The 25,132-nt window shown below is 46.2% G+C and carries 30 protein-coding genes; 12 read left to right on the plus strand and 18 right to left on the minus strand.

Going from position 1 to position 25,132, the window contains the following annotated elements; translation table 11 throughout:
* Nucleotides 1–8 precede the first annotated feature (8 nt).
* The 5 genes from zrgA (at nt 9) to ACLIIY_RS13600 (ending at nt 4,511) form a co-directional block, all read left to right on the plus strand.
* Complete coding sequence (gene zrgA / locus ACLIIY_RS13580) at nt 9–728, plus strand: zinc uptake protein ZrgA (RefSeq protein WP_434527737.1); 720 nt, start codon at nt 9–11, stop codon at nt 726–728.
* 52 nt (nt 729–780) lie between these two features.
* On the plus strand, nt 781–1,509 hold the full coding sequence (locus ACLIIY_RS13585) for an ABC transporter ATP-binding protein (RefSeq protein WP_434527738.1): 729 nt from the start codon (nt 781–783) through the stop codon (nt 1,507–1,509).
* The gene (locus ACLIIY_RS13590; RefSeq protein WP_434527739.1) at nt 1,506–2,765 is read left to right on the plus strand and encodes an ABC transporter permease; all 1,260 of its coding nucleotides are present in this window, start codon (nt 1,506–1,508) and stop codon (nt 2,763–2,765) included. The genes ACLIIY_RS13585 and ACLIIY_RS13590 overlap by 4 nt, the downstream gene beginning before the upstream one ends.
* A 5-nt stretch (nt 2,766–2,770) precedes the next feature.
* Nucleotides 2,771–3,265, plus strand: a complete 495-nt coding sequence (locus ACLIIY_RS13595) for a DUF3299 domain-containing protein (protein WP_009707821.1) — start codon at nt 2,771–2,773, stop codon at nt 3,263–3,265.
* Between the two features lie 340 nt (nt 3,266–3,605).
* Nucleotides 3,606–4,511 carry a TIGR03899 family protein gene (locus ACLIIY_RS13600; protein WP_020196530.1) on the plus strand — a complete coding sequence of 302 codons (906 nt, stop codon included), beginning with the start codon at nt 3,606–3,608 and terminating at the stop codon, nt 4,509–4,511.
* A gap of 90 nt (nt 4,512–4,601) precedes the next feature.
* On the opposite strand, the gene cysC is transcribed toward ACLIIY_RS13600, so the two are convergent.
* From cysC to cobA, 5 genes are all read right to left on the minus strand, one after another.
* Nucleotides 4,602–5,219, minus strand: a complete 618-nt coding sequence (gene cysC, locus ACLIIY_RS13605; protein ID WP_061007821.1) for an adenylyl-sulfate kinase — start codon at nt 5,217–5,219, stop codon at nt 4,602–4,604.
* Nucleotides 5,220–5,243: 24 nt separating this feature from the next.
* On the minus strand, nt 5,244–6,968 hold the full coding sequence (locus tag ACLIIY_RS13610; protein ID WP_434527740.1) for an SLC13 family permease: 1,725 nt from the start codon (nt 6,966–6,968) through the stop codon (nt 5,244–5,246).
* Between the two features lie 210 nt (nt 6,969–7,178).
* The gene (cysN, locus tag ACLIIY_RS13615; protein WP_005528550.1) at nt 7,179–8,609 is read right to left on the minus strand and encodes a sulfate adenylyltransferase subunit CysN; all 1,431 of its coding nucleotides are present in this window, start codon (nt 8,607–8,609) and stop codon (nt 7,179–7,181) included.
* Between the two features lie 18 nt (nt 8,610–8,627).
* Nucleotides 8,628–9,536, minus strand: a complete 909-nt coding sequence (cysD, locus tag ACLIIY_RS13620; protein ID WP_005430587.1) for a sulfate adenylyltransferase subunit CysD — start codon at nt 9,534–9,536, stop codon at nt 8,628–8,630.
* Between the two features lie 59 nt (nt 9,537–9,595).
* The gene (gene cobA / locus ACLIIY_RS13625; RefSeq protein ID WP_434527741.1) at nt 9,596–10,471 is read right to left on the minus strand and encodes a uroporphyrinogen-III C-methyltransferase; all 876 of its coding nucleotides are present in this window, start codon (nt 10,469–10,471) and stop codon (nt 9,596–9,598) included.
* A 275-nt stretch (nt 10,472–10,746) separates the two neighbouring features.
* On the opposite strand from cobA, the gene cpdB reads away from it, so the two are divergent.
* From cpdB to ACLIIY_RS13640, 3 genes are all read left to right on the plus strand, one after another.
* The gene (cpdB, locus tag ACLIIY_RS13630; RefSeq protein ID WP_434527742.1) at nt 10,747–12,708 is read left to right on the plus strand and encodes a 2',3'-cyclic-nucleotide 2'-phosphodiesterase; all 1,962 of its coding nucleotides are present in this window, start codon (nt 10,747–10,749) and stop codon (nt 12,706–12,708) included.
* A gap of 97 nt (nt 12,709–12,805) precedes the next feature.
* On the plus strand, nt 12,806–13,381 hold the full coding sequence (locus ACLIIY_RS13635) for a Crp/Fnr family transcriptional regulator (protein ID WP_434527743.1): 576 nt from the start codon (nt 12,806–12,808) through the stop codon (nt 13,379–13,381).
* A 205-nt stretch (nt 13,382–13,586) separates the two neighbouring features.
* A complete protein-coding gene (locus tag ACLIIY_RS13640) occupies nt 13,587–13,934 on the plus strand; it encodes a hypothetical protein (RefSeq protein WP_434527744.1) in 348 nt (115 codons plus the stop codon).
* Nucleotides 13,935–13,994: 60 nt separating this feature from the next.
* Here the strand turns inward: ACLIIY_RS13640 and dbpA are convergent, their stop codons facing one another.
* On the minus strand, nt 13,995–15,374 hold the full coding sequence (dbpA, locus tag ACLIIY_RS13645) for an ATP-dependent RNA helicase DbpA (protein ID WP_054823059.1): 1,380 nt from the start codon (nt 15,372–15,374) through the stop codon (nt 13,995–13,997).
* 146 nt (nt 15,375–15,520) lie between these two features.
* On the opposite strand from dbpA, the gene ACLIIY_RS13650 reads away from it, so the two are divergent.
* Nucleotides 15,521–15,973 (plus strand): GNAT family N-acetyltransferase, encoded by a 453-nt coding sequence (locus tag ACLIIY_RS13650; RefSeq protein WP_045415387.1) that lies wholly within the window; start codon nt 15,521–15,523, stop codon nt 15,971–15,973.
* Nucleotides 15,974–16,834, plus strand: coding sequence for a DMT family transporter (locus tag ACLIIY_RS13655; RefSeq protein WP_434527745.1), 861 nt, complete (start codon nt 15,974–15,976; stop codon nt 16,832–16,834). It abuts the gene before it with no gap.
* Nucleotides 16,835–16,896: 62 nt separating this feature from the next.
* Here the strand turns inward: ACLIIY_RS13655 and ACLIIY_RS13660 are convergent, their stop codons facing one another.
* On the minus strand, nt 16,897–17,493 hold the full coding sequence (locus ACLIIY_RS13660; protein ID WP_033005517.1) for a LysM-like peptidoglycan-binding domain-containing protein: 597 nt from the start codon (nt 17,491–17,493) through the stop codon (nt 16,897–16,899).
* Nucleotides 17,494–17,724: 231 nt separating this feature from the next.
* On the opposite strand from ACLIIY_RS13660, the gene ACLIIY_RS13665 reads away from it, so the two are divergent.
* Both ACLIIY_RS13665 and ACLIIY_RS13670 read left to right on the plus strand, forming a co-directional pair.
* A complete protein-coding gene (locus ACLIIY_RS13665; RefSeq protein WP_005437303.1) occupies nt 17,725–18,345 on the plus strand; it encodes an FKBP-type peptidyl-prolyl cis-trans isomerase in 621 nt (206 codons plus the stop codon).
* 151 nt (nt 18,346–18,496) lie between these two features.
* Nucleotides 18,497–18,976: a DUF2780 domain-containing protein gene (locus tag ACLIIY_RS13670; protein ID WP_009707833.1), complete on the plus strand. Its 480-nt coding sequence runs from the start codon at nt 18,497–18,499 to the stop codon at nt 18,974–18,976.
* Between the two features lie 157 nt (nt 18,977–19,133).
* On the opposite strand, the gene rplQ is transcribed toward ACLIIY_RS13670, so the two are convergent.
* The 11 genes from rplQ to rplR all read right to left on the minus strand — a co-directional run bounded on the left by rplQ (nt 19,134) and on the right by rplR (nt 25,123).
* Nucleotides 19,134–19,514 carry a 50S ribosomal protein L17 gene (gene rplQ, locus ACLIIY_RS13675; RefSeq protein WP_005383141.1) on the minus strand — a complete coding sequence of 127 codons (381 nt, stop codon included), beginning with the start codon at nt 19,512–19,514 and terminating at the stop codon, nt 19,134–19,136.
* A 26-nt stretch (nt 19,515–19,540) separates the two neighbouring features.
* Complete coding sequence (locus tag ACLIIY_RS13680) at nt 19,541–20,533, minus strand: DNA-directed RNA polymerase subunit alpha (RefSeq protein WP_005383143.1); 993 nt, start codon at nt 20,531–20,533, stop codon at nt 19,541–19,543.
* 24 nt (nt 20,534–20,557) lie between these two features.
* Nucleotides 20,558–21,178 carry a 30S ribosomal protein S4 gene (rpsD, locus tag ACLIIY_RS13685; RefSeq protein ID WP_005383146.1) on the minus strand — a complete coding sequence of 207 codons (621 nt, stop codon included), beginning with the start codon at nt 21,176–21,178 and terminating at the stop codon, nt 20,558–20,560.
* A gap of 27 nt (nt 21,179–21,205) precedes the next feature.
* Nucleotides 21,206–21,595 carry a 30S ribosomal protein S11 gene (rpsK, locus tag ACLIIY_RS13690; protein ID WP_001118870.1) on the minus strand — a complete coding sequence of 130 codons (390 nt, stop codon included), beginning with the start codon at nt 21,593–21,595 and terminating at the stop codon, nt 21,206–21,208.
* A gap of 18 nt (nt 21,596–21,613) precedes the next feature.
* A complete protein-coding gene (gene rpsM, locus ACLIIY_RS13695) occupies nt 21,614–21,970 on the minus strand; it encodes a 30S ribosomal protein S13 (protein WP_005435100.1) in 357 nt (118 codons plus the stop codon).
* 149 nt (nt 21,971–22,119) lie between these two features.
* A complete protein-coding gene (gene rpmJ, locus ACLIIY_RS13700; RefSeq protein ID WP_000868186.1) occupies nt 22,120–22,233 on the minus strand; it encodes a 50S ribosomal protein L36 in 114 nt (37 codons plus the stop codon).
* A 38-nt stretch (nt 22,234–22,271) separates the two neighbouring features.
* Entirely contained in the window at nt 22,272–23,606 is a 1,335-nt protein-coding gene (gene secY / locus ACLIIY_RS13705) for a preprotein translocase subunit SecY (RefSeq protein WP_005435093.1), read from the minus strand.
* A 20-nt stretch (nt 23,607–23,626) separates the two neighbouring features.
* On the minus strand, nt 23,627–24,061 hold the full coding sequence (rplO, locus tag ACLIIY_RS13710; protein ID WP_005435092.1) for a 50S ribosomal protein L15: 435 nt from the start codon (nt 24,059–24,061) through the stop codon (nt 23,627–23,629).
* 6 nt (nt 24,062–24,067) lie between these two features.
* Complete coding sequence (rpmD, locus tag ACLIIY_RS13715) at nt 24,068–24,244, minus strand: 50S ribosomal protein L30 (protein ID WP_000201159.1); 177 nt, start codon at nt 24,242–24,244, stop codon at nt 24,068–24,070.
* Between the two features lie 7 nt (nt 24,245–24,251).
* Entirely contained in the window at nt 24,252–24,755 is a 504-nt protein-coding gene (gene rpsE, locus ACLIIY_RS13720) for a 30S ribosomal protein S5 (protein ID WP_005435090.1), read from the minus strand.
* A gap of 14 nt (nt 24,756–24,769) precedes the next feature.
* Nucleotides 24,770–25,123, minus strand: a complete 354-nt coding sequence (gene rplR, locus ACLIIY_RS13725) for a 50S ribosomal protein L18 (protein ID WP_005435088.1) — start codon at nt 25,121–25,123, stop codon at nt 24,770–24,772.
* Nucleotides 25,124–25,132 lie beyond the last annotated feature (9 nt).

The raw sequence follows: 25,132 nt of genomic DNA on the forward strand, positions 1-25,132 counted from the left end.
AAAAGAAAATGCCATCTAAACACGCTCTAGCTCTTGTTATCGGCCTATCACTAGCAGCAACTGCTAACGCAGAAGAATACCGTCAACACGAAGCGCACGTTCACGGTCACGTAGAATTCAATATTGCTCAAGACGGTAAAGACCTATTGATTGAAATCACTTCTCCAGGCGCTGACGTAGTGGGCTTTGAACACGCACCAGAAAATGCAGAGCAAGAGCAAGCACTTAAACAAGCGATTGCTGCGCTAAAAGATACAGACAAGCTATTTGCTATCAACCAACAAGCAAAATGTGTGATTGACGATGTTCATGTATCTCACACACTAGGCCAAGATTCTCACGAGGGTCATGACCACCATGATCATGAAGGCCACGACCACGATAAGCATGACCACGAAGGTCACGATCATGACAAACATGACCACGACCATGATCACGAGCACAAAGGTCATGATGAGCATGCACATGATAACCATGAAGGCCATGAAGGCCATGAAGGCCATGAGCACCACGATCATGAAGGCCACGATCATGAACACGGCGGCCACGGTGAGTTTACTGTTGAGTACCGTTACCACTGTGATTCAGTCGCAGACCTAAACAGCATTGATACAACTTGGTTCAAGCAGTTCCCAGCGACAGAATCAATCAGCGCAAATCTATTCACTGACACTACTCAGTCAGCGACAACGTTGAACAAAGGCAACACAAAGATCGCAATTAAATAACTCACATGACGTGTGAGTACTTACTCACACGCCATTGCTTTGGTAATTTATTATGACTGAAACCACGTCAAACGTTGTTGAGCTTGCTAACGCCCAGTTTGTCTGGCCCGGCTCTGAAAACGCGACCATTAATATTCCACACTTACACATCGCTCAAGGTGAGCATGTCTTTATCAAAGGCCCTAGCGGCTGTGGTAAATCGACTCTGCTTGCCCTACTAACTGGAATCAATACTCTTACATCGGGTTCTCTGTCTGTACTTGATACCGATCTTGCAAGCTTAAGAGCAAGTCAAAGAGACAAATTTCGTGCCGATCACATTGGCTATATCTTCCAACAATTCAATTTGTTGCCTTACTTGAATGTGATCGAAAACGTCCTAATCCCATGCCAATTCAGCAAAATTCGCCGAGATCGCGTTGCACCAAGCGCTTCGACAACAACACTTGAAGAGCAAGCAACATCACTGCTAGAACGTTTGCATCTTCCGAAAGCACTGCACAATAAGCCAGCCTCTGAGCTGAGTATTGGCCAGCAACAACGCGTTGCAGCTGCCCGCGCACTGATCGGCCAACCTGAACTGGTGATTGCTGACGAGCCAACTTCAGCCTTGGATCATGACAACCGCAAAGCGTTTATTGAGTTATTGATGGAACAAGCCAATCTTGCCAACGCTACATTGGTTTTTGTTAGCCATGATCCAACTCTGGAATCTCTCTTCCACAGAACACTCAACTTGCCTGAAATCAATCAAGCGCAAACCCTAGGAGCCGCATCATGAGTGCCGTAGTAAAGCTCGCTTGGAAAAGCCTGATGAACCGCAAAGCGACGGCGATTCTTACCATCATGACCGTCGCGATTTCTGTTGTCCTTCTGTTAGGCGTAGAGCGAATTCGCACTCAAGCCAAAGACAGTTTTGCCAACACCATTTCTGGTACTGATTTAATTGTCGGCGGGCGTTCAGGGCAGGTAAACCTGCTGTTGTACTCGGTGTTCAGAATCGGCAACGCAACCAACAACATTGACTGGAAAAGCTATGAAGAATTTGCCAATCACCGAGCCGTTGACTGGGCGATTCCTATTTCATTGGGTGATTCCCATAAAGGCTTCCGAGTCATGGGGACCAATCACAGCTATTTCGAACATTACAAGTACGGAAGTAAGCAACCACTAACTTTCTCTGAAGGTCGAGAATTCAACGGTTTATTCGAAACGATTCTAGGTTCTGATGTCGCCAAAAAGCTGGGCTATAAAATCGGTAGTGAGATCATCATTGCCCATGGCATCAGCGATGTTGGCTTTAGCCGCCATGACAATTTGCCGTTTAAAGTCGTCGGTATTCTTGCACCAACAGGCACACCCGTTGACAAAACCGTCCACGTCTCATTGGAAGCAATTGAAGCGATACATGTCGGTTGGGAAAGTGGCGCTCGTCTTGGTCCAACACCGAGCGCAGAAGAGCTCAAGGCAAGAGACTTCCAGCCTAAGCAAATTACTGCGATGTTGATCGGCTTGAAATCGCGCATTCAAACCTTCGCCTTACAGCGACAAATTAACACCTATCCGCAAGAGCCGCTTAGCGCCATCATGCCGGGTGTCGCCCTACACGAATTGTGGGGAATGATGTCTATTGCTGAGCAAGCGCTAATGGCGGTATCAGGGTTTGTCGTGGTCGCAGGTTTATTGGGGATGCTGAGCAGTCTACTCACTAGCTTACAAGAACGTCGCCGAGAAATGGCCATCCTACGAGCAATGGGGGCAAGACCAAAACACGTGTTCTCTTTGCTGATCAGCGAAGCAAGCTTACTGACATTTGCAGGTATCATTGTTGGGGTCGCGGGTTTGTATTCTATGCTTGCCCTCTTGCAACCGATAATCCAACAAAGTTATGGTATACACCTAACATTAACGGCACTGTCGCCGTATGAATGGATGTTGCTTGGCTTTGTGCAGTGCGCAGGCATTGTGATTGGCTTCATCCCTGCATTCCGTGCTTACCGACAATCGCTCAGTGATGGAATGACAATTAGGATTTAGTAAAGATGTGGAAAAAGATACTCGCTAGCTGCTTGCTACTGATTTCGTTCACTGCACCAGTATTGGCAAGTGATGAACCGTTGAAACTCGACTGGATTGATCTAGTCCCTGAGAATGAGCGCAAGATGTTCGACAGCGTAGGCATGCCTGCGACTGACCACACCGGTGGCGCGGCATTACAGTCAAAGATTGGTAATGTTCGTCCAGAACTGAACGGCAGCAAGGTAAAAATCCCTGGCTTCGTGATCCCATTAGAGGGTGACGCGAATACAGTGACGGAATTTTTGCTGGTGCCATATTTTGGCGCTTGTATCCACGTTCCACCGCCGCCACCAAACCAGATCATCTACGTGAAGTTTCCGAAAGGAGCGCCAGTACAAGAGTTGTGGGATGTCATTTATGTCGTGGGGACATTAAAGACCGAGACCATAGAACATGAACTGGCAGAAACGGCCTACGTGATTGATGGCTCAGCAATTGAAGCCTACGATGACATGTAGTTTGTAGCTCAATGAGCTCGTATAGCTGATTAAGTAAATACACTAAGGCGTCGATTCGGCGCCTTTTTTCTTTCTGTTAGTTAAACAATGTAGCGCGACAAATACGCTAATACACCAACATATAAAACCAAAAGTAGCGCTATCGACAGGTGCTTTCTCAGTTTGCTTACGTCTGAATATTTCATCACCCCTCCAAAAATAACGATAACAATTTTAACAACTCATTATCATTTTGAATAGCCTTTATTCTGTCAATTTCAAGACATGCCTCTCTGGTCGAGAAAACAGGAAAGGTGTAAATTTAAGCAAGCGCTAATCGCCAGTCTTGGTAGGAAATGAAATGGCAGAACCAACAAAGCAACCTGTTGTTATCGAACACGAACCCACACAACAAAAACATACTCACCATGAAAAGAAGTCTGGCTACATTAAAGACAGTGCAAGCCGTGTTCAAAGCATTGCCCAAATCTACGGGCTAGACGCATTGTTGCAAAGTGATCCTCCAGCCAAAACCGCACTTGAGCGAGCTCAATTAAGAGAACAACGCCGCCAAGAACAAAGACAGAAGAACTTAGAGCAGATCCTCAAACTGGCGCACAGTTCATGTCGAGATGAGACCGCAGGTGAACCTGACCAAGACTGGCTGTATCGCTTTTTCGATATGGCTCAGGACATCCACAACAGCTCGATGCAAAAACTCTGGGCGCAAGTTATGAAGCGCGAAGTCACCAACCCCGGTTCAACTTCGATGAAAGCGCTTAAAGTGTTGAAAGACATGTCGCCGAGAGAAGCCCAAACTCTGCAACGTGCCGCGACGTTAGCGTGCAGTTTTGGTGGTGATTCAAGTAGAAAACTGTTGATTGGCTACAAAGCGCATGGGGGGATATTCAGTTTTGGCAAACGCGATACCACCAGCAATCTCAACATGGGTAGCTTCCAGCTTCCTTATTCAAGTTTGTTAGTGTTGATTGAATTGGGGCTGCTACACAGTACTGAATTAGAGTCTGGCGAAATTGGTATTGAAACGCCTCTGATGCTCAGCTACCAAGGTAAGAATTTGTCCTTACAGGTGAATACAAAAGGTGTGCGTCTGCTTTACTACCGCTTTACTCCGACAGGTAATGAGTTGTGTAAGCTGCTTGGTAACAAGCCTAACAATCAATACTATGACCAGATGCTAGCGCTTCTAAATCAAAGATTTAGCGTTCATAGTGAAGCAAAAACCACAGTAAACCACACCGTTTAGTACATAAAAAAGAGCTTTTGGTCACCTATGATCCAAAAGCTCTTTTAACTGCTCAGTGACTTTTTGGCCACCCATGATCCAAATGCTTTTTTATCGGATCACACCACGTTGTTTAAGGTCGATTAAACACAACTCCACCAGCTCTTCGACACTCTTTTCGCCCGCTGGCAAATCAATTTCTGGGTTTGCTGGAGCTTGGTATTCAGAGTCAATACCGGTGAAATTCGGGATTTCTCCTGCGCGTGCTTTCTTGTACAAGCCTTTCGGGTCACGGTTTTCACACACTTCTAAAGATGCATTGACGAACACTTCAATAAACTCCCCCTCAGGCAGTAGATCACGCACCAATTGACGCTCTGCGCGATGAGGAGAAATAAATGCCGACAGAACAATCAAACCCGCGTCTGCCATCAGCTTCGCCAGTTCACCAATGCGACGAATGTTCTCGCGACGGTCTTGCTCTGAAAAGCCTAAGTCGCTGCACAAGCCATGACGCACATTGTCGCCATCGAGCAAATAAGTGTGGTAACCCAGTTCTGCTAAGCGATTTTCCAATGCACCAGCCACCGTTGATTTGCCTGCGCCAGACAGCCCAGTAAACCAAAGTACTGCTGGTTTCTGTTTTTTTAATCCAGCACGAAACTGTTTATCAACCGAGTGCTGATGCCAAACGATGTTTTCATCTTTTACCGGAGTTTCGGCAGTCATAACGTATCCTTGTAAATTTACAGATTAAAACGGAAAGAAGACCGGAATCAGCGTCAGTACTAGCACTGAATACACGATAGAAATCGGCACGCCAATTCGCACATAATCGGTCAATTTGTAATTCCCTACGCTGTATACCAATAAGTTTGTTTGGTATCCGTAAGGAGAAATAAAACTGGCACTGGCGCCAAACAGCACCGCCATAATGAAAGGCATTGGGTCAACGCCATAACCTACCGCCATGCTATAGCCAATAGGGAAAGACAGCGCTGCCGCAGCGTTGTTAGTAACAAGCTCGGTTAACACCAGAGTCATGATGTAAGTGGCAACCAACGCACCAAACACACCCCACCCATTAAAGGCTTCAATAAACATATCGCCCATTCGCACCGATAAACCGGATGAGATCATCAACTGTGCAATAGATAACGCTGAGCCGACAATCACCACAATATCAATTGGGAAACGACGACGAAGCTCAGACAGTTGAATCACGCCAAAGGCTAGCAGTGCTATCAAATAAGCCGCCAAACCTTTGATGATAGGGACAAGCTCCAACAACGCACAGCCAATCACTGCCGCAAAACCAAACAGAACTAAAGCGGATTTATTCGAATCCAAGCGCGCGCTGGAATCCAGATCGTTGACTAAAACAAACTCTTTTCGGTGCGCACGTCGCTCTGCCTCAAATCGTTTGCCGGGAACCAAGACCAATGTATCACCCGCCGCTAAAGTGATATTGCCTAAGCCACCTTCAAGGCGTTCATGACCACGACGAATCGCTACGACTACCGCATCAAACCGGTCACGGAAACGGCTTTCTTTAAGGGTTTTATGACAGAAGGTCGCCGATGAACTGACTACCACTTCAATAAAATTCTGACCATTGAGATGTTGATGACCAAACAGCGTTAACCCGGGAATCTCTTGTAATGTCGCCACGCTTTCCACATCACCACAAAACAGCAATCGGTCTTTGGCATTCAGAACAAAATCAGGACCAACAGAAGAAACCGTCACACCATCGCGAATCACTTCAGCAAGGAACAATTTTCTCAGGGCACGTAGGTTATTTTCGGTAATGGTACGACCGACCAAAGGTGAACCGGGCTCAACACGAGACTCTAAGAAGTAAGGTAAGTCCTCTTGGTTTTGGTCATCGTAATTGGGTAATAGATAGCTCAGCGGGATGAGGATAAGCACACCGCCCACCAACACCGCTAAGCCAATCATAGTTGGAGTAAAGAAGCTCAAGCTTGGTAGGCCGGCATCTTCAACAAAGCTGTTGATAATTAAGTTGGTCGAGGTTCCAATCAGAGTCAGCGTGCCACCAAAAATCGCGGCATAAGAAAGCGGAATCAAAAGCTTAGAAGGCGCATGTTGTTGGTTGCGTTTAATCGCACCAATCAATGACACCACAACCGCCGTGTTATTAGTGAAAGAGGAAAGTAAAGCGGTAGAAAAGCCCAACTTGGCAACCACACTACCAAGGTGACCTTCAGAAATACTGCGACTGACCCAGCTGATCAATAAGGTTTTTTCTAATGCGCTCGATGCGAGGATCAGCAGCACTAGGGTCAGAAGTGAAGAATTAGTAAAGTTTGCCGCAATGGTATTGAGCTCAATCATCCCCGCCATAAAGGCGATGAAAGCAGCTCCTGCAAATACGTAACTTGGTTTAATTTTGGTTACGAGTAAACAAGTGATAATGCCAAGCAAAATCGCTAATACAAATCCTTGTTCCCACATAGCCAATCCTTACCAATAAACCCAATACGGGCACAACAACGACTCGTGCAAACTTAGCTGCACGGAGTGACAAACGAGTAACCAGACAAAAAAGCAAAGCAAGCGAAAAAGAACGCCAGAATGCTTGGTTTCTTGGGCTTCCGGAGCATTCTGGATTCGGGGGAAATCAACCTGACGGGTTTCGCAATCCCGTCAGGCTAGGTGAGCCAATTACTTCTTCAATAACTGGCTCAGGTCTTTAGCTTCCCAATGCGGGAAGTGCTTACGAACCAAAGCATTGAGTTCAAGCTCGAACGCTGAAACATCCGCAAGACCACGCTCAACAGCCGCTAGGCTTTCTTTCACCATGCCCGCACCAACCGTTACATTGGTTAGACGATCGATGATGATGAAGCCGCCGGTATCTGCACAGTCTTGATAGTTATCCAGCGCGACAGATTCGTTCAGCGACCACTCACACAAACCAATGCCATTGAGCGGCAATTCAGCTGCACCGTGAGTCGAAAGGTTATTGATGTCGTATTGGTGACGAATCGCTTCAACATGACCAACCGTCTTCTTACCAGCAATCTTAATGTCGTAATCACGACCAGGTTGCAGCGGTTGCTCTGTCATCCACACTACGTCAGCCAACAAGTGGTTAGTTGATTCCACTTGCGCATTTTCTAGCACCAGCAAATCACCACGACTAATGTCGATTTCGTCATTCAGCGTCAACGTCACAGCCAGACCTGCTTGTGCTTCCTGTACATCGCCATCAAAAGTCACGATACGTGCAACAGTTGAGGTTTTGCCTGATGGCAGCGCCTTAATCGCATCGCCTACTTTCACCGAACCCGATGAAATCGTGCCAGCAAAGCCGCGGAAGTCGAGGTTAGGACGGTTTACATACTGAACAGGGAAACGAAAGTCACCTTCGCCTTTCTCGTGGTCAACATCCACTGTCTCAAGTAGCTCAAGCAGAGACGGACCTTCAAACCAGCTTAGGTTCTGTCCTTTCTCTACCACGTTGTCGCCTTCTAGCGCTGACAACGGAATGATTTGGATATCCGTCTCACCCGCTAGGTTTTCTGAGAACTGCAGGTACTCATCGCGAATCTCTTCAAAACGTTCTTGTGAGTAATCCACCAAGTCCATTTTGTTGATAGCAACAACGAAGTGTTTCAAACCTAGTAGGTTAGAAATGAATGAGTGACGACGCGTTTGGTCTAGTACACCTTTACGTGCATCAACCAGAATCACAGCCAAATCACAGGTCGATGCACCTGTTGCCATGTTACGTGTGTACTGCTCATGTCCTGGCGTGTCAGCAATGATGAACTTACGTTTCTGCGTCGAGAAGTAACGGTAAGCCACATCAATGGTGATGCCTTGCTCGCGTTCTGCTTGCAGACCATCTACCAGCAATGCCAAATCTGGCTTTTCACCCGTGGTGCCCACGCGTTGGCTATCCGAGTGAACTGCTGCTAGCTGATCTTCATAAATTTGTTTTGAGTCATGGAGCAAGCGACCGATTAGGGTACTTTTACCGTCATCTACCGAACCACAAGTCAGGAATCTAAGTAACGACTTGTACTGGTGTTGTTTTAAATAGCCTTCAATACCAAGCTCGGCTAATTGAGCTTCAACTGCACTGTTCATTATCTTTCCTTAGATCCTTTAGAAGTAACCTTGACGTTTCTTTAGCTCCATCGATCCTGACTGATCGTGGTCGATCGCACGACCTTGGCGCTCACTTGAGGTTGCCACCAGCATTTCTTCGATGATGCCTGTTAGCGTGTTGGCTTCAGACTCAATCGCGCCAGTCAGTGGGTAACAACCCAAAGTACGGAAACGCACACTCTTCTCTTCAATCACTTCACCTGGTTCTAGCTTCATGCGGTCGTCATCGACCATGATCAGCATGCCATCACGCTCAACAACAGGTCGCTTGTCTGCAAGGTACAGAGGCACGATCTCGATGTTTTCTAGGTAGATGTATTGCCAGATATCCAGCTCAGTCCAGTTTGAAAGTGGGAACACACGAATGCTCTCCCCTTTGTTTACTTGACCGTTGTATGTTTTCCAAAGCTCCGGACGTTGGTTTTTCGGATCCCAGGTATGGTTCTTATCGCGGAATGAGTAAACGCGCTCTTTTGCACGTGACTTCTCTTCATCACGACGCGCACCACCGAATGCCGCATCAAAACCGTACTTGTTCAGAGCCTGCTTCAAACCTTGAGTCTTCATGATGTCAGTATGCTTTGAAGAGCCGTGCACAAATGGGCTACAACCCATTGCTAGACCTTCTGGGTTCTTATGAACCAAAAGCTCAAAGCCGTATTTCTCAGCGGTACGATCACGAAACTCGATCATCTCGCGGAATTTCCAATCCGTGTCTACGTGCAGTAGTGGGAATGGAATTTTGCCTGGGTAGAAGGCTTTGCGCGCAAGATGCAACATGACTGATGAATCTTTACCAATCGAATACATCATGACTGGGTTATCGAACTCAGCAGCAACTTCGCGGATGATATGAATACTCTCCGCTTCGAGTTGTTTAAGGTGAGTTAAACGTTGTTGGTCCATGTTTTGTCTTTCCTTTTTAAGCTTGAAGGCTCATTACGTCCCTAATCTTTGGTCTGAAATTATATGGAGCTGGCAATAGCACTTTTGTTGAATTCAGTACTAGACAAAAACCAGTCCAACTTTTGAGACAGACGCACAACTTCGCCGACAACAATCAAAGACGGAGCTTGAGCTTCTTTAGATAATTCAGATAGTTGAGAAAGTTCTCCGGTGAAAACTTTTTGCTGGATTTGCGTACCGCGCTCGATGATGGCGATAGGGGTTGAGGCTGCCCTACCATGTTTGATGAGCTGATTCTGAATATAGTGTGATTTCATCAGTCCCATGTAGATCACTAAAGTCTGATTCCCACGCGCGAGCGTCGACCAGTCCATGTCGTCACTTTCTTCTTTCAGATGACCCGTAACAAACAGTGCTGACTGGGCGTAATCTCGATGCGTCAGCGGGATACCTGCATAAGCGGTCGCCCCCGCAGCAGCAGTAATGCCCGGAACCACTTGGAAACGCACACCAGCATCAGCCAAAACTTCCAGCTCTTCACCACCGCGGCCAAACACAAATGGATCGCCACCTTTAATGCGCACCACTTTGTAACCTTGCTTAGCAAAGTCCACCAGCAATTGGTTGGTCTTCTCTTGCGGTACACTGTGGTGCCCGGCACGTTTACCCACGCACACCAAAATGGTTTCGCTTGGGATTAACGCCATGATCTCGTCAGACACTAGGTAGTCGTAAAGCACGACGTCAGCTTGTTGTAGGCAGTTGAGTGCTTTCAGCGTTAATAGCTCAGGGTCACCCGGACCAGCACCAACAAGGGCAACTTCACCCGGTTGAAGAGAGTGCTTGCTGAAATGCGGAAGATCGGCAGCTTGGTTATCCGAAACCAGCCGAGGCTTGTTGATTGGGAAATTCGTTACTGAATCGTTAACTGCCATGTGCTTGCTCATCATCCATTGATATCGTTATGGATGGCATTATGGCGGTGGGTTTATATTACCGGAAATTCTAAAATTTCATTTTTTATTCAAAAAACTGCTAAGAAGCTTTTGTTAGGTCTCATTCAAAATGGTGAAAAAGGCATCAATTTGACACTTTCCTCCGCATTTAATTGCCTAATGTTCACAGTTTTCTGCATCTTAGCCTGAGCTTGCACTAATATTTGTTACATTACGCTGTACGACCCCTCTATCCCATTTAATTGGAGCACCTCATGAAAATGGCAGTTAATCCCGTATCCGTCGCAGTTTTAAGCGGTATGTTGACGCTTGCTGGCCCAGCGATGGCGGACACCATCAAGCTACGTATTATCGAAACCACCGACATTCACACCAATGTGATGGATTACGACTACTACAAAGATCAGCCTTCTCAGCAAATCGGTCTTAGCCGCGCGGCGACACTGGTTAAGCAAGCTCGTGAAGAAGCAGTGAACAGTGTTTTGGTCGACAATGGCGACTTGATTCAAGGCAGCCCGATGGGCGATTACATGGCAGCGAAAGGGATTAACGCTGAAGAAATCCACCCGGTATACAAAGCGATGAACCAGTTGGATTACGATGTGGGTAACATTGGTAACCACGAATTCAACTACGGCCTTGAGTTCCTGAAAAACTCTATCGACGGTGCGAACTTCCCTTATGTTAGTGCTAACGTTTTCGACAAAAAGACAGGCGAGCACTACTTCAAACCTTATCTAATTAAAACGCACACGTTCAAAGACACTGATGGTCAAAGCCACGAAATCAAAGTGGGTTACATCGGCTTCGTCCCGCCACAAATCATGGTATGGGATAAGAAGAATCTAGAAGGTAAAGTCTTCGCTGAAGACATCACTGAGACAGCGAAAAAGCTGGTTCCTCAGATGAAAAAAGAAGGCGCAGACGTGATTGTGGCGATTCCACACTCTGGTATTTCGACTGACCCATACAAGCTAGGCGCCGAAAACTCGGTTTACTACCTCACAGAAGTTGAAGGCATTGATGCGATTGCATTTGGTCACTCTCACGCCGTGTTCCCAGGTAAGGACTTTGCCAAGCTACAAGGCGTCGACAACGCAAAAGGCACAATCAATGGCGTAACCGCAGTAATGCCAGGTCGTTGGGGTAGCCACGTTGGCGTAATGGACTTGATGCTGAAAGAAAAAGATGGCAAGTGGCAAGTGGTTGAAGGTCAATCTGAAGCGCGCCCTATCTTCGATAAAGCTAACAAGAAATCTTTGGCAGAAGCCGATAAAGGCATCGTAGATGCACTTGTTGATGACCATAAAGGCACACGTGAATTCGTCAACCAGCCAATTGGTCAAGCAAATGATGTGATGTACAGCTTCCTAGCGCTTGTACAAGATGATCCAACGATTCAAATCGTAAACCTAGCGCAGAAAGATTACGTGGAACGCTTTATCCAAGGCGACCCAGACCTTGAAGGCATTCCAGTATTAAGCGCAGCTGCACCATTTAAAGTGGGCGGACGTAAAGACGATCCAAATGGTTTCACCGAAGTCGAGTCAGGTCAGCTGACTTTCCGTAATGCCGCAGACCTTTACCTCTACCCGAATACGCTTGTAGCGATGAAGGTTAAAGGCAAAGAAGTTCATGAATGGCTAGAGTGTAGTGCAGGTCAGTTCAATCATATTGATGTTAACAGCACCCAACCTCAGTCTTTGATCAACTGGGATAGCTTCCGTACTTACAACTTCGACGTGATTGATGGTGTGAACTACCAAATCGATGTTACTCAACCACCGAAGTACGATGCGGATTGTAAAGTGATCAACCCAGATTCACAGCGTATCGTGAACCTGACTTACAACGGTAAGCCAGTTGATCCAAAACAAGACTTCATCATCGCAACTAACAACTACCGTGCTTACAGCGCAACCTTCCCAGGCACTGGTCCGGACTTCATCGCGTTTGATTCTCCAGATGAGAACCGCTCAGTAGTTGCCGCTTACATCTCTCGCATCAGTAAAGAGCAAGGCGAAGTGACACCAAGCGCGGATAACAACTGGTCATTCGCACCAATCAAATCGGATAACAAACTTGATGTTCGTTTTGAAACCTCACCAAGTGATAAAGCTGCGCAGTTCATCAAAGAGAAAGGGCAATACCCGATGAAACGTGTCGCAACCGACGAAGTTGGTTTCGCGATTTACCAAATCGACCTGAATAAATAAGGTGAGTTTGGCAGTGATTCTAAGCGGCTCTCATGAGCCGCTTTTTTGTTGTCAGTAAAAACCGTTAGAATGAGAAAAACCGTTTCTGAGTTATCACATGCACAGCGATCTTTTTTCTGACTTAATCAATCATGGCTTCCTCGAAGATGAAGCGAACCAGCTTATTGAACATGGGCAACAGCTAGAGTTGCCAACGCGCCATATTCTCAATCATCAAGGTGAATCCAGTTCGCACATCTACTTTGTGTTAGAGGGTTTATGCCATGCCAGTTATCTGACCGACAAAGGGAAGGAATTCAGTAAAGAGTTCTACTGGGAAAAGGATTGGGTGATTGGCTTTGAAGGGCTTATCAAGAATCAGCCCTTGCCGTACTTATTAGAAACGCTGACACCTTGTCATCTGTTTTGCTTGCCGATTGAAGTGCTACACCAATGGCGTGAAGAAAAGCATCCTATCTACTTAAAGCTGCTCGAAGCGCAATTAATGCATAAAGAAAACAAAGAACGCTTTATGTTGCTCTACTCACCAGAAGAGCGTTACCAACTGTTTTGTCAGCATTATCCAGACTTAGAACAGCGTATTACCGATAGCCAGATTGCCGCTTACTTAGGGATTACCGCGATCAGTTTAAGTCGAATAAAAAACCGTTTGAGGCAACATCACGAAAAGTAAAACTAAAATAATGTTGACAAAAAACAATCACTTTCAGTAGTCACACTCTTATTATTAACTAACGCTATTTGTTTGAAGTATAAGCAAAAATCTCAAATCCCATCTGGATATGCATAAGGATATACCACACCCTGCATAGCCAAATTTCATATCACTCGCCTCACATTGCGGGCGAGTGTTTCATCATGAGTTAAGGGAAAAGATTATGTTTGGAAAACTGAAAGCCGCCGCCGGTGATGCCGCAAACAATAAAGCAGCAACACTCATAACGACACACGTAGAACCCGTAATGGAAGAAATCCAAGGCTACTCTCCGGCAGTTATCATGGTAGATGAGACCTACCAGAGCCAAGTTATTGAGCCGACGCTCGTTGCACTTCAAGCGGCTTCGTCAGGCGTGACCTCAATGCTGCCAAACTTTAATGAGAAATTTAGCGCCTGCATGTTCCACCTTCGTGGCGAACTGCTCGAACTATCAGAAGATAAAGTCGCACTGATCGACGACTTCAAACAGCAGCTACCTACAGCTGTTATGGAAGGCTTAAAGCTATAGCGGTGTACAAAAACAAAAAAACGGCTAAATCGTTAGCCGTTTTTTGCTGTATTGCTGATATTACTTCAATAAACGGGCACGGAATTGACGACCTTTCATCTTACCGTTACTGATAGTTTGTAGCGCTTTCTTCGCCACTGACTTTTCTACCGCAACATAAGCACGCATTGGGAACAGGTGAATCTTGCCCACTTGCGCACCTGTGATGCCGTTTTTACCCGTTAAGCAACCTAGAATGTCGCCTGCACGTACTTTCTGCTTCTTACCGCCATCGATGTTAATCGTCACCATCTTAGCTTGATATGGCTGCTGAGTTGATTTCGCTGGCAGTATTGCTGGAACCACGTCCATGTCTAGATACTCTTCGATACGAGCCACACGCAGGCCGTCTTTTTCACCAAAGAAGCTGAATGCTAAGCCTTTGCTGCCAGCACGACCGGTACGACCAATACGGTGAACGTGGACCTCTGGGTCACGAGACAATTCGAAGTTAAATACCGCATCTAGGTTGTCAACGTCCAAACCGCGTGCCGCCACATCTGTTGCAACAAGGATAGACACACTCTTGTTAGCAAACTGAACCAAGGCTTGGTCACGTTCGCGTTGCTCTAGATCACCATGAAGATCGATAACACTGAACCCTTTGTGATGCAGTTCATCTGCTACATTCTGTACTTCTTTCTTGGTATTACAGAACACCACTGCCGACTCTGGCTGGTGAGTCAGTAGTAGGTTTGCCAGAGCTTCATCGCGCGCTTCTGAACCTTCTACGTTGTAAAAGTACTGCGCAATGCTCGACGTATCGTGAGTGGATTCTACTTTGATCATCTCTGGCGATTGCATAATACGTTGAGCGATCTGTTCGATCTTTTCAGGGAACGTTGCACTGAATAGCAAAGTTTGACGCTGCTTTGGCGCGGCTTCAATGATCGCATCCAGTGCATCTTGGAAGCCCATATCTAGCATACGGTCTGCTTCATCCAGAACTAGTGTGTTTAGCTCTTCTAGGTTAATGCGACCTTTCTCTAGGTGATCAAGGATACGACCTGGCGTACCTACCAGAATATGAGCGCCATGTTCTAGTGAACCGATTTGCGGTCCCATTGGCATGCCACCACAGAGCGTAAGCACTTTGATGTTGTGAATACTACGGCCCAAAGTACGAATTTCTTTTGCCACCTGATCAGCCAGTTCACGCGTCGGGCAAAGCACCAAAGATTGCACGCGAAAGCGCTTTACGTTCAGGTTGGATAGTACGCCAAGACCAAACGCTGCTGTTTTACCTGAGCCGGTTTTACCCTGACCAATCACATCACGCTGATTCAAAATCGCAGGTAAGCTCAACGCTTGAATTGGCGTCATATGGGTGTAGTTCAATGATTCAAGCGTCTCTAGTAGCGCTGGGGTAAGCCCTACTTGGTCAAAAGTTTGTTTGCTCACAGGGAAATATCCTCAGGTGGGATGAAAAAGAGGGCACATTATCGCCAGATTTGTCACGAAGACCAGTGAAAATTAACCATTGTTAATGAGTAATAGCAGAAAACGACGTAAAGTCAGCTGCATTCGCTTATTAATGGATATTGGAAATGATCAACTGGACTGCCCTACCTTTCTCTCAACTGACAACGACACAACTCTACGAGATGCTGCGCCTGCGCGTTGATGTCTTTGTGGTGGAGCAAACCTGTCCTTATCCAGAACTGGACGGCAAAGATACGTTAGAAGGCGTGTATCACCTATTGGGCTATCAGGGCGATGAGCTGATTGCCTGCGCACGATTATTGCCTGCTGGAACCACTTACGACAATGTGAGCATCGGTCGTGTGGTAACCAAACAAAGCGCTCGCGGTGGTGGTCTTGGGCATGAACTGCTTGAGCAAGCTTTACAACATTGCCAACAGTTTTGGACAGGCCAAACGATCGATATCGGAGCACAAGAACACCTGATGGCTTTCTATGCGAGCCATGGCTTTGAAGTCATTTCTGAAAGCTACCTTGAAGATGGCATCCCTCATGTCGATATGCGCCGAGTAAGCTAAATGTCGCCTCACCACCTGGCACTATTCTTACTGGTGATCGGAAATTTGGCGGCATCACTCTCCGATGTCGCCGTCAAACTGATTGAAGGCGGCATTAGCCCGTTTCAATATATGTTTGTGCGCCAGTTGGCTTCACTGCTGCTCATCTTACCTTTTTACTTCAAACAACAACCAAATAAACGTAGCCTAAAGCAAGCGCCTATAACGATTTTACGTGCGCACCTAATATTGATTGGCAGTGGTTGTATGATGGTTGCGGTGACTCACCTCCCTCTGGCAACTGCCAACGCGGTTTTTTACGCCGCCCCTATTCTAATGCTGCCAATATCGATATTGTTTCTTAACGAGCATCCTCCACTAAGTAAAATCTTGCTCACTTGCTTCGGGTTCCTTGGTGTCTTAGTGGTATTACGGCCGGATCACTTTCATTGGGCAGCACTGTTTGCACTCGGTACGGCGAGCACACTGGCGATGTTTAATATATTGGTAAGAAAACTACCGAGCGAACAATCGGTCGTCACCACACTTTGGTGGACTACGCTGTTCTCGTTACCAATCTCTGCAGTACTGGCTGGGTTTTACTGGCAACCTATAACGTGGCAAGAACTGGCATTGGTTGTCGCGAGCGCGGTTTGCATCTTAGGTTATAACGGTTTAGCAGTATTGGCTTATCAAAAAGCGCCGGCGGGAGAGATTGCATTGGCTGAATACTCAGGCTTAGTGTTTGTCACGCTCTTTGGGGTATGGTGGTTTAATGAAATTCCAGATTGGCTGACAGCTGTAGGGATAATAATGATCGTATTACCGCTCTTACCATGGAATAAAAGAAGAACACTCGCTAGAAAACAAATTAGACGTTAACAGATCAACAGCCATAAAAAAGGCGCGAATCATCGCGCCTTAAGAATAATGGTTATCTAACGTTATTTGTTGCGACCAAATGTGCCATCAGATAGACGGAAGAACATCACCGACTCGCCACTTTTCTCTAACTGAAGCATATCTAATTTACCATCGTCAGCAAGCTTAAAGCGAACCAATTGACCTTGCTTAATTCGACTCAAAGGCTTGTCGCTGCCTTCAATTTTGACTAAGGCGTTTAAATCCGCCATCGGCAATTGGTTACTGCGGAATACTTGGGCTAGCGTATCGCCGTTCTTCACCGTGTATTCTTTCCACTGCTCAGACTTAGGCTCTGAGTTTTGTGCAGAGCGCTGCTCACTTAAGCTTTGCGCGTTCAACTGAATCGCAACACGTTGATTCTCTACTTGGGTGTCTTCAAGCAGTACTTCTGTATCTTTTGGTACTGGGATGATCAAAAGCACCAACACCACTGGCACCAATACCATCAGTGCACGTTGATGTAGTTTTGGAAGACGATGCCAAAACTGAGTCACAGGCTGTAATCTTTCCTGCCACTTCTCTTTATTGAATGGCTGCTTCCAATCGATAGCAGCGAACTTTTGTTTCATCAATTCGACATGGTCGACTTGCTGCTTTTTCTTTCTGCGACGATTCATTCTGATGAGTCCCTTAATACTTCTGATGTCAGTATAAAAATACCAGCGCGGAGAGTATATGTTTTTCACCAAAGTAAAATGTAATTTGGCGTAAATTAGCAGAAATTTCACTTGGAGTAAGAGATAAGTCACACCCTCTACTCCTCACAGAGACATTCGAGCGCAATCATTTAAACCTAGCCTCGAACCTGATATCCTGTGCCTTTATCACTCCTAATAAGAGCGACATTCATGTCTGAAATTAAATTTGAAACTGCAGAACAAAAAGCAAGCTACGGTATTGGTCTGCAAATGGGTCAGCAACTTGCTGGTTCTGGTCTAGAAGGTCTTAGCGTTGACGCTATCGCTGCTGGTATTGCAACTGCACTAACTGGTGACATGCCTTCTATCGAAATCGACGAAATCAACAACGCACTGCAAGAGCTACACACTCGTGCAGAAGCAGTTCGTCAAGAAGCAGCTAAAGCTGCAGCGGCTGACGGCGAAGCGTTCCTAAAAGACAACGCTCTACGTCCAGAAGTAAACGTTCTTGAGTCTGGTCTTCAGTACGAAATCATCACTGAAGGTACTGGTGAAATCCCAACTGCTGCATCTCAAGTACGTGTTCACTACCACGGTGAGCTAACTGACGGCACTGTATTCGACAGCTCTGTATCTCGCGGTCAACCTGCTGAGTTCCCAGTAACTGGCGTAATCAAAGGTTGGGTTGAAGCTCTTCAACTAATGCCTGTTGGTTCTAAGTGGAAACTATACATCCCACAAGATCTAGCATACGGTGAGCGTGGCGCAGGCGCTGCTATCCCTCCATTTGCTGCTCTAGTATTCGAAGTAGAACTACTAGACATCCTGTAATTGAGACTCTCCTCAATACAAATTCGAAGCGGCGCTCACTAGCGCCGCTTTTTTTGTCTAAAATAAACAGACTTAAGCTCAACAACCTTAATGTCTCTGTTATCTTAAGTAGTGAATAAACAATAATAATCGCAAGCCACACGGAGGTATTATGCGTAAAACACTCCTCACCTTAACGCTGCTTTCAATGAGCATTGGTACAGCCCACGCTTTTCTTGATGCAGTAACCGATAAGGAAAGCCAAGAAGGTTTAATGGACATGGTCAGCCAAGGCATGAATGCGGAATCATCTCCGCTCACCGATTTACTCACTAGCCAATTGCCCGTGTCAACCGAGCAAGCTGCAGGTGGTACGGGTGCCTTGTTAGCACTTGCACAAAGTCAATTGTCAGACCAAAACAGCAGCGAACTGAAATCCCTAATTCCAGGCATGTCGAGTCTAGATGGCGCACAAAGCTTATTAGGTAATATTGAAAGTTTAAGTGCGGTACAAAGTACTTTTGATAAATTAGGACTAGACCCATCGATGATCAGTCAGTTTGCGCCAGTGATACTTGGCTATCTAGGTGACCAAGGCGCAAGTGAAGGCTTGCTGAATTCGTTAAGCGGATTGTGGGGTTCAGGCAGCTAGACGTTTCGCCTAAACATAAATTAAGACTCAATATTCGATTATCGAAGATTAGCTTGGAGAGGGGAGACGGAAAACTGAATGTGTTTTCCCTTTCAAATACGACAGGTACAAAAAAGCCGAGCTAATGCTCGGCTTTTTTTGTTCTTACGAACTGAGATTACTCAGCAGCTTCTTCAGCAGCTGGGCGATCTACAAGCTCAATGTAAGCCATTGGAGCTTTATCACCAGCACGGAAGCCAGCTTTTAGGATACGAGTGTAACCGCCCTGACGAGCAGCAAAACGTGGACCTAGTTCGTTAAACAGTTTTGCAACTACTTCGTTATCACGAGTACGTGCAAATGCTAGACGACGGTTAGCAACACTGTCAGTCTTAGCTAGTGTAATCAAAGGCTCAACTACGCGACGTAGCTCTTTTGCTTTTGGCAAAGTAGTCTTGATAACTTCATGACGTACTAGAGAGCTAGCCATGTTGCTGAACATCGCTTTACGATGTGAGCTGTTGCGGTTGAGTTGACGACCACTCTTACGATGGCGCATGACCTAATCCTTCTAACTAGTATCGATTAATCTTCAGCGATTGATGCAGGTGGCCAGTTTTCTAGGCGCATGCCCAGAGACAGACCACGTGACGCAAGTACGTCTTTAATCTCAGTAAGAGATTTTTTACCAAGGTTAGGCGTTTTAAGTAGCTCAACCTCAGTACGTTGTACTAGATCACCGATGTAGTGAATCGCTTCTGCTTTCAGACAGTTAGCAGAGCGAACTGTTAGTTCAAGATCGTCTACAGGACGCAGTAGGATCGGATCGAATTCTGGCTTCTCTTCCTTCTCCTCAGGTACACGTACATCACGAAGATCTACGAACGCATCCAATTGTTCAGCTAGGATAGTAGCTGCACGACGGATTGCTTCCTCAGGTTCTAGAGTACCGTTCGTTTCCATATCGATAACAAGCTTGTCTAGATCAGTGCGCTGTTCTACACGAGCTGCTTCTACAGCGTAGGCAATTTTGTCTACAGGGCTGTAAGTAGCATCTACTAGTAGGCGACCGATTGGACGCTCGTCTTCTTCGTTATGGATACGCGCAGAAGCTGGAACATAACCACGACCACGTTCAACTTTGATACGCATTGCGATCTCAGCGTTGTCATCCGTTAGGTGACAAATTACGTGTTCAGGGTTAGCGATCTCTACATCACCATCATGGGTGATGTCACCTGCAACCACAGGGCCCGAGCCTGATTTGTTCAAAGTAATGAACACTTCATCTTTGCCTTCGGCAACGCGCACAGCCAAACCTTTAAGGTTTAGAAGAATTTCAAGAATATCTTCTTGAACGCCTTCTTTCGTGCTGTACTCATGAAGTACGCCTTCAATTTCTACTTCTGTTACAGCACAACCTGGCATAGAAGATAGAAGGATGCGGCGAAGTGCATTACCCAGAGTATGACCAAAGCCACGCTCTAATGGCTCAAGAGTTACTTTTGCGTGAGTCGAGCTGATTTGTTCGATGTCAACTAGACGTGGCTTAAGAAATTCTGTTACAGAACCCTGCATTGTGTCCTCTCTTTAGTTTAAACCTTACTTAGAGTAAAGCTCGACGATCAATTGTTCGTTGATGTCAGCTGATAGATCAGAACGCTCAGGCATACGCTTGAATGTACCTTCCATCTTGCCACCATCTACTTCAATCCAAGTTGGTTTTTCACGTTGTTCAGCAACTTCTAGAGCTGCTTTGATACGAGCTTGCTGTTTAGCTTTCTCGCGGATAGAAACAACGTCATTAGCCGCTACTTTGAAAGAAGGAACGTTTACAACTTTACCGTTAACTAGGATAGCTTTGTGGCTAACTAGCTGACGTGCTTCTGCGCGAGTTGCGCCAAAGCCCATGCGGTAAACTACGTTATCAAGACGACCTTCAAGAAGCTGAAGCAGGTTCTCACCTGTGTTGCCTTTAAGACGTGCAGCTTCTTTGTAGTAGTTACGGAATTGTTTTTCTAGAACGCCGTACATACGACGAACTTTTTGCTTCTCACGAAGCTGAACGCCATACTCAGATAGACGACCGCGACGAGCGCCGTGTACACCTGGTGCGTTATCAATTTTACACTTGGTATCGATCGCGCGAACACCAGACTTAAGGAATAAGTCAGTGCCTTCACGACGGCTAAGCTTCAGCTTAGGACCCAAATATCTTGCCATGATCTTTCTCCAGTAATCTAAAAAACGTTATACGCGACGTTTCTTAGGTGGACGACAACCGTTATGAGGGATTGGTGTAGCATCAACGATGTTTGTGATGCGGAAACCAGCAGCGTTCAGTGCGCGAACAGTAGATTCACGACCTGGACCTGGACCCTTAACCATAACTTCCAAGTTCTTTAGACCGTATTCTTTAGCCATTTCAGCACAACGCTCAGCAGCAACCTGTGCAGCGAACGGAGTAGACTTACGAGAACCACGGAAACCAGAACCACCTGCAGTAGCCCAAGCTAGAGCATTACCTTGACGGTCAGTAATGGTTACGATTGTGTTATTGAAAGAAGCATGGATGTGCGCAACGCCATCTGCAACTTGCTTGCGTACGCGCTTACGAGCGCGAGTTGGTTGTTTAGCCATTGTACTCTACCTTCCCGATTATTTCTTGATCGGCTTACGCGGACCCTTACGGGTGCGAGCATTGGTTTTAGTACGCTGTCCACGTAGTGGTAGACTGCGACGATGACGAAGACCACGGTAACAGCCAAGGTCCATAAGACGCTTGATGTTCATAGATACTTCACGACGTAGATCACCTTCTACAGTGTACTTAGCTACACCATCACGCAGTTGATCGATCTGCTCTTCAGTTAGTTCACTGATCTTAACATCTTCAGCAATACCCACTTCAGCTAGGATAGCTTGAGAGCGAGTTTTACCGATGCCGTAGATTGACGTAAGTGCAATCACAGCATGTTTTTGATCAGGAATGTTAATGCCTGCTATACGGGCCATTATTCACTCCTAAGTGTTTCTATAAAAGAATTAGCCGCAGCAAAGCCCGTTATGGATACGCTGCGGAGTACTACTTCTTTTGCACGCAAAAGGTAGGCCGAGGAATATACTCGACCTAACCTTCGTTTTCAAGTAAAAATTTCTGCTAATTAGCCTTGGCGCTGTTTGTGCTTTGGCTCACTGCAAATCACGCGAACGACACCGTTACGCTTGATTACTTTACAGTTACGGCAGATTTTTTTAACGGAAGCACGAACTTTCATTGCTAAACTCCGTAATTGAAACTGAGTCTACCGCCGTATTAACGACCGTAGCCTTTCAGATTCGCTTTCTTCAACACAGAATCATACTGTTGAGACATCAGATGAGTCTGTACCTGTGCCATAAAGTCCATGATAACAACAACTACGATAAGTAGTGATGTACCGCCGAAGTAGAAACGTACGTTCCACGCGACCATCATGAACTCGGGAATCAGACAGATAAAGGTAATGTACAGTGCGCCCGCTAGGGTTAAACGTGTCATTACTTTATCGATGTACTTCGCTGTCTGCTCACCTGGGCGGATACCGGGTACGAATGCACCGGACTTCTTCAAGTTATCCGCTGTTTCACGCGGGTTGAAAACCAACGCCGTGTAAAAGAAACAGAAGAAGATAATCGCTGCTGCATAAAGCATTACATACAGAGGCTGACCTGGGCTAAGAGCCAAAGACACGTCAGTTAACCAACCGAACGCGCTGCTCTCACCGTTCTGACCAAACCACTGAGCCAGTGTTCCTGGGAACAGGATAATACTTGATGCAAAAATCGCTGGAATAACACCTGCCATATTAATTTTAAGTGGCAGATGCGAGCTTTGTGCAGCAAATACTTTACGACCTTGTTGACGCTTAGCGTAGTTAACGACGATTCGGCGTTGACCACGTTCCATGAAAACAACGAAGTAAATTACTGCGAAAGCTAATACCGCGATTAACAGTAGAAGAAGTACATGCAATTCACCTTGACGCGCTTGCTCGATTGTTTGACCGATTGCAGAAGGCAATCCAGCAACAATACCTGCAAAAATCAGAATGGAAATACCATTACCGATTCCTCGCTCTGTAATTTGTTCACCTAACCACATTAGGAACATGGTACCGGTTACTAAACTTACGGTAGCAATTAGCGTAAACATGGTTTGGTTCATTACAACCAGATTGTCGACCATGTTTGGTAAGCCAGTTGCAATACCAATAGCTTGGAATGTTGCAAGTACAAGCGTGCCGTAGCGTGTATATTGGCTGATCTTACGACGGCCTGCTTCACCCTCTTTCTTGAGTTCCGCTAACGCTGGATGAACTACAGTTAGCAATTGGACAACAATAGATGCCGAAATATACGGCATGATGCCCAATGCTAATATAGATGCACGCTCAAGAGCACCACCGGAGAACATGTTAAACATTTCAACGATGGTACCTTTTTGCTGTTCGAACAAATCGGCAAGTACAGCAGCGTCAATACCAGGAATCGGCACAAATGAGCCGGCTCGGAATACTAAAAGTGCACCAATTACGAATAACAAGCGCGACTTTAGTTCACTTAAGCCGCTCTGAGCACTACGAAAATCTTGTCCTGGTTTCTTAGCCATCTGTACCTCGTTCCTCGAGATTATTCCTCGATTTTACCGCCTGCAGCTTCGATTGCAGCTTTAGCGCCTTTAGTCACACGTAGACCTTTAACAGTCACTGCTTTATCGATTTCACCAGATAGAACAACTTTTACGAATTCGATGTTCTTAGTGATGATGTTAGCAGCTTTAAGGCTGTTTAGATCAACCACGTCACCAGAAACTTTCGCTAGTTCACCTAGACGAACTTCAGCAGACACTAGGCTCTTACGAGAAGTGAAACCGAATTTTGGTAGACGTTGTTTCAGAGGCATCTGACCGCCTTCGAAACCTGGACGAACTTTACCGCCAGAACGTGATTTTTGACCTTTGTGACCACGGCCACCAGTTTTACCTAGGCCAGAACCGATACCACGACCTACACGCTTAGGAGCATGCTTAGAGCCAGCAGCCGGTGCAAGAGTATTCAAACGCATTTCTGATTACTCCTCAACTTTAACCATGTAGTAAACCTTGTTGATCATACCGCGTACGCACGGAGTATCTTCAAGTTCTACTGTGTGGTTGATTTTACGAAGACCTAGACCACGCAAAGTAGCTTTGTGCTTTGGTAGGCGGCCAATTGAGCTTTTAGTTTGAGTTACTTTAATAGTTGCCATGGTGTTCTTACTCCGAAATAGCTTCAACAGTTAGACCACGTTTAGCAGCAACCATTTCTGGCGACTTCATGCTACCTAGTGCATCGATCGTTGCACGAACGATGTTGATAGGGTTCGTAGAACCGTATGCTTTAGATAGTACGTTGTGTACGCCAGCAACTTCTAGTACTGCACGCATCGCACCACCTGCGATAACACCAGTACCTTCTGCAGCAGGCTGCATGTAAACTTTAGAGCCCGAATGGCGACCTTTCACTGGGTGGTGAAGAGTGCCTTCGTTTAGCGCGATAGTAGTCATGTTACGACGCGCTTTTTCCATTGCTTTTTGAATCGCTGCAGGTACTTCACGAGCTTTGCCGTAACCGAAACCTACACGACCGTTACCGTCACCAACTACTGTTAGTGCAGTGAAGCTCATGATTCGACCGCCTTTAACCGTTTTAGAAACACGGTTAACTGCGATTAGCTTTTCTTGCAAATCATTCGCTTGAACTTGTTGTTCTTTAGCCATCTTCCAACCCTACCTTAGAATTTCAGACCAGCTTCGCGAGCAGATTCTGCTAGCGCCGCTACTCGACCGTGGTATTGGAAACCAGAACGATCAAATGCAACTGCAGTTACGCCTTTTTCAAGAGCGCGCTCAGCAACAGCTTTACCTACTGCTTTAGCTGCATCAACGTTACCAGTGTATTTCACTTGCTCACGGATCGCTTTTTCTACAGTAGAAGCTGCTGCGATAACCTCAGAGCCATTAGCCGCGATAACCTGTGCGTACACGTGACGAGGAGTACGGTGTACAACTAGGCGAGTCGCACCCAGTTCTGCAATCTTACGACGTGCGCGTGTAGCACGACGGATGCGAGATGCTTTCTTATCCATAGTGTTACC

The organism is Vibrio sp. K4 (assembly GCF_051122595.1).
Classification (GTDB): Bacteria; Pseudomonadota; Gammaproteobacteria; order Enterobacterales; family Vibrionaceae; genus Vibrio; species Vibrio owensii.